This window comes from Chryseobacterium sp. (assembly GCF_022712095.1).
Classification (GTDB): domain Bacteria; phylum Bacteroidota; class Bacteroidia; order Flavobacteriales; family Weeksellaceae; genus Chryseobacterium.
On record NZ_JALAHD010000283.1, the window covers coordinates 1 to 5,017 of the forward strand.

The 5,017-nt window shown below is 35.2% G+C and carries 5 protein-coding genes; 3 read left to right on the top strand and 2 right to left on the bottom strand.

The window, feature by feature from the left end; all coding sequences use genetic code 11:
- Positions 1-448: hypothetical protein (locus tag Q0A18_RS14295; protein ID WP_292010834.1), on the top strand; the 448-nt coding region annotated here is incomplete at its 5' end.
- Between the two features lie 54 nt (positions 449-502).
- On the opposite strand, the gene Q0A18_RS14300 is transcribed toward Q0A18_RS14295, so the two are convergent.
- A complete protein-coding gene (locus Q0A18_RS14300) occupies positions 503-1,780 on the bottom strand; it encodes a replication-associated recombination protein A (protein WP_292010835.1) in 1,278 nt (425 codons plus the stop codon).
- Positions 1,781-1,873: 93 nt separating this feature from the next.
- Between Q0A18_RS14300 and yidD the strand changes: the two genes are divergently transcribed.
- Positions 1,874-2,116, top strand: coding sequence for a membrane protein insertion efficiency factor YidD (gene yidD, locus Q0A18_RS14305; protein ID WP_292010836.1), 243 nt, complete (start codon positions 1,874-1,876; stop codon positions 2,114-2,116).
- Between the two features lie 449 nt (positions 2,117-2,565).
- Positions 2,566-3,414, top strand: a complete 849-nt coding sequence (gene lgt, locus Q0A18_RS14310; protein WP_292010838.1) for a prolipoprotein diacylglyceryl transferase — start codon at positions 2,566-2,568, stop codon at positions 3,412-3,414.
- A 53-nt stretch (positions 3,415-3,467) separates the two neighbouring features.
- On the opposite strand, the gene Q0A18_RS14315 is transcribed toward lgt, so the two are convergent.
- Positions 3,468-4,985, bottom strand: a complete 1,518-nt coding sequence (locus Q0A18_RS14315) for an NAD(P)H-hydrate dehydratase (protein ID WP_292010837.1) — start codon at positions 4,983-4,985, stop codon at positions 3,468-3,470.
- Between the last annotated feature and the right edge of the window lie 32 nt (positions 4,986-5,017).

Here is a 5,017-nt window from a genome sequence, read left to right on the forward strand (position 1 = left end):
TCCTTTAATTATGAAAAAAATATTCTACTCTTTTTTACTATTCGCATCTGTAAGCTTATTTGCCCAGAAAAATCCAACTATCAAATTTGCTATTGCCAATGATATAGTGGGGACTACAAAGATGTTTGACGAGAAAAAAGATATTATACAAAGTGTGAATGTTTATAAAAGTTCTGCCAATCTTCCTCAGGCACTGAAAAAATACAGTCCTGTTGCAGAAAACGGTATTGCAGAAATAAAGATCAAAAACGGTTATGAAAATTTAGACAGAATCAGCTTAGCCGATCTTAATCAACAGAATAACCTTCCGAAAGAGACTCCTGTATTCATTGAAGGCTATGAATTCACAAACACTGACACCAATGTATATGGTGATATCCTGATCAAAATGGAAGTTAAAGATTATAATGGTAAAAAATCTTTATTTATCACCACTACACAAAAATAGTTTTCTAAATTATATTTCAAAAAGGGCATTTCAGAAATGGAGTGTCCTTTTCTTTTAATATTTATTATTCCATTTCTTTTTCAATTCTTCATAAATTTTCTTTTCAGTTGAATTATTTCCCGGCTCGTATAATTTCACATCTTTAATCTCTTCAGGCAAAAAAGTCTGATCCACAAAATTCCCCTGATAAGAATGGGCATATTTGTACTCTTTTCCATAATCAAGGTCTTTCATTAATTTAGTAGGAGCATTCCTTAAGTGTAAAGGAACCGGAAGATTTCCTGTCTTTTTCACGAGGGCCAGCGCATCATTAATTGCCATATAAGTGGAATTACTTTTTGGGGAAACAGCTAAATAAACTGCTGTTTCACTTAAAATAATTCTGGCCTCAGGATTCCCAATTACATTCACAGCCTGAAAACAGTTATTTGCAATTACCAAAGCATTTGGGTTTGCCAATCCAATATCTTCCGCTGCGAGAATAAGCATTCTTCTTGCGATAAATTTAATATCCTCTCCTCCTGCAATCATTCGTGCCAGCCAATATACCGTTCCGTTAGGATCACTTCCCCTCATGGATTTAATGAATGCTGAAATAATATCGTAATGCTGCTCTCCATTTTTATCATAAAGTGCCATTGTTTCCTGTAAAACGGAAAGGACATCTTCATTATCAATCTCTTTTTCAGGAACATCTTTAAACTGATTAAGAACCAATTCCACCGAATTGATCAGTTTTCTGGCATCTCCACCCGAATATTGTATGAATGCTTCTTTAGCGGATATCCTAAAATTTGTTTTTTCTTCCTGATTATATTTTTCAAGAGCAATATCGATAAGCTCTTCAAGCTTTTCATAGCTTAATGCCTTCAATACGTACACCTGACTTCGTGAAAGCAATGCCGATACTACTTCAAAACTCGGATTTTCCGTAGTGGCTCCGATCAATACAATCCACCCTTTTTCTACGGCATGAAGAAGTGAGTCCTGCTGGGATTTATTAAAACGATGAATCTCATCAATAAAAAGAATCGGCGATTTTCCTGAAAAAAGATTATTCTTCTTCGCCTCTTCAATCACATCACGTACATCTTTAACACCGGAAGAAACAGCAGAAAGCTTAAAAAATTTCCTTCCGGAATTTTCTGAAATGATTTCAGCTAAAGTAGTTTTTCCTGTTCCCGGCGGTCCCCAGAATATCAAAGAATTCAGCGTATCATTCTTCAACATTTTCCTTATGGTTCCTTTTTCTCCCGTAAGATGCTCCTGCCCAAGAACATCATCTAATGTTTTGGGCCTCAATTTTTCAGCTAATGGAATATTCTGGCTCATTTCTAGTGGTAATAAATGTTTCAGATTTCACTTTCTGAAACTTGTAACAAATTTAAACTAATTTTCATTTTTTTACCCTACTTTTGCATTGTTTTGAAAGATACATTTCATAAAATAATCACCTTTCCTTTGGTAATTTTAATCAGATTTTACCAATGGTTCATTTCGCCTTTACTTCCTAAAAACTGCCGATATGAACCAACCTGCTCACATTATATGATTGAGGCATTACAGGTCCATGGTATCTTCAAAGGATTATGGATGGGCATCAAAAGGATTGCAAGATGTCATCCATGGGGAGGAAGCGGCTATGATCCTGTTCCACCAAAACATTAAATACAATAGCAATTATTAAATTAATAAAAATGAGTAATTTTTTCTTCAGAATTTTTCTCTTATTGTTTTCATTCATCACTCAATGCTTCTTTGCACACAGTTATTATGCAGATGGCTTATCGGACGGAACATTAAAGGTAAACTCCACCAATATTCCGGTTAAAATATATTCTACAACCGAGCTTGAAGATTTAAGTGATTTTGCCAACCGCGAAACTACTAATACATTGGTGATCCTGAATAAATCTAATCTTGAAGCTCCGCATTATGAATACAGCGCCATGATTCTGAACAAATTCCGAGACAAAAACTATCAGTTTTTCACTAAAGATTTTAAATTAATCGGAACCAATGTTAGTCCTGAAAATATTGAAACTTATAAATACGCTGTAAAAGTAAATACTCCAATTACAGGTTCTGAAAGTGTAAAGCTTGAAACTCCTTTCAAAATATGGGATCCTTCTACCGGAATCCATCTGGGGCCGATTACCTTACATTTTTATAGCTTAATGTTCATTTTTGCATTTGGCTTTGGTTATATTTTAATGACTAAAATCTTTAAAATCGATCGTGTTAATCAAAAATATCTTGAGCCTCTTTTCACATGGACATTGATTGGAACGATCCTTGGGGCAAGGCTGGGACACGTTATTTTCTACCAACCTGAGCTATTCAAAGAAGATTTCTGGAGTGTATTCCTTCCTATAAGTACAAAAAACGGACTGAAGTTCACAGGATTCTCCGGACTGGCAAGCCATGGTGCAACAATAGCCTTGATCTTCACAACATTATACTACTCTTTCAAAATCATTAAGAAAAATCCTTTATGGGTTTATGACAGATTAGGAATCGTTGTTTCTTTAGGAGGAGCTTTTGTAAGGATGGGAAATTTTTTCAATTCTGAGATCATTGGAAAACCTGTAGACCCCAATTCTCCATTCGCTTTACTTTTCCCACAACAGAGCAGCGAATACGGAATTACCGTTCCCCGTTACCCTACTCAGCTATTTGAGGCTATCGGATATATCTGCCTGTTCCTATTATTATGGGCTCTTTACAGAAAAACCAATAAAAAATACCAGCAGGGTTGGTTATTTGGATTATTCTTCATCATCCTTTGGGCTATAAGATTCTTTGTAGAGTTTTTAAAAGAACCACAAGGAGACGAGTTTATCCAGTTTGCCGGGCTTAATACTGGACAGGTATTATCTATTCCTTTCATGATCGCAGGAGTAATCATTATGGTTATCTCTAAAAAGTTTAAAATTACAGAAGAGGAAAACGCAAAACCTGAATAAGTATCATTTACAAATACATAGAAAGCCACAAATTAATTTGTGGCTTTCTTATTTTAAAGTTTTATAGAAGTTTTCTTATTGACTTCTTTGAAGACCGTTCCTAATTCTTCAATAACATCAGTAGGCAACATTGATTCTTCCGATTTTTTATCAGCAGCATAATCAGCAGCTTTTCCATGTAGCCAGACTCCAAAAACAGCAGCTTCTTTTTCAGAATATCCCTGAGCTAAAAGAGAAGTTATAATCCCTGTCAAAATATCTCCGCTTCCCCCTTTCGCCAGTCCTGCATTTCCTGTCACATTATAATACACCTTTCCATCAGGAGTAATAACCTGTGTGTGATGATCTTTTAGAACGATACAGATATTAAGCTCTCTGGATTTTGATCTTGCCAGTTCCAATCTTTCAAATGAATTGGCAGAATCACCGAATAATCTTTCAAACTCTTTAGGATGTGGGGTAATAATAGAACTTTCAGGGAGTAGACGAATTCTTTCCTGATCTTTAGATAGAATATTTAATGCATCAGCATCAATGACAAGAGGTTTTGAATATCCTCTTAAAAACTGAACAAAAGCTTCTTCAGTAACAGGTTCTGTTCCGAGTCCCGGACCAATTCCATATACAGCCCCTTCTTCTGTTTTAATATTATCAATATAACGATCATCACCGCCTTCGATAAACATGGCCTCCGGACAGGAGCCCTGCAGTGTTTCATAACCACATTGAGGCACTATGCTAAATGTAAGCCCGGCACCGGTTCTTAAGGCTGATTTTGTTGCCATGACTGCAGCTCCTATTTTCCCATAAGAGCCACCTGCAATAATAACTTTACCATAAGTCCCTTTATGAGAAAAATCTAATCTGGGCTTAAAAAAACTTTGCACAATTTCATCACTAATAACAAAATCATGAGTCTCCGTATTCTGAATATATTCCTTACTTAAATTAATATCCAGAATAATAACTTTCCCTGTATATTTTCCAGTTTCGGGATGAAGAAAACTCTTTTTCCAAAACTGAAAACTTAAGGTAAAATCTGATTGCAATACCGTAGAATCTTCTTCTGAAATTTTGTCAGCAAAAAGTCCTGAAGGAATATCAATAGAAATTTTAACCTGTTTTCTTTTATTCAGCAGTTCTATGACATCTTTATGTTTACCCTCCAATTTTCGTAACAATCCGGTTCCGAAAATAGCATCAATTAAAATAGTCTGTTCAGAATTATCATCTTTGGCTTCCTCAAAATCTTTAATACTTATTCCTGAAAAGTCTTTAAGTCTCAGAAAATTAACCAGAGCATCATTAGAAAATTGAGTATTGGATTTATCAATAAACACATTGACATCAAATCCTTTTAAGTAAAGCATTCTGGCTATGGCAAAACCGTCCCCCCCATTATTTCCGTTTCCACAAAACACAGCTACTTTTTCATAACTCTTTGAATGTTTCAGGATCCATTCTACCGATGCAGTTGCGGCTCTTTCCATTAATTCAATAGAAGAAACAGGTTCATGATCAATCGTATATCTGTCTGCAGACCTGACCTGATGTGAGTTAAATATTTTCATAGAATCAATTCAATTAATATAAGGATATGGAA

Excerpts from the sequence above, each read along its gene's own strand:
- Q0A18_RS14300 (WP_292010835.1), bottom strand. The coding sequence starts at position 1,780 with ATGAGCCAGAATATTCCATTAGCTGAAAAATTGAGGCCCAAAACATTA.
- Q0A18_RS14315 (WP_292010837.1), bottom strand. The coding sequence starts at position 4,985 with ATGAAAATATTTAACTCACATCAGGTCAGGTCTGCAGACAGATATACG.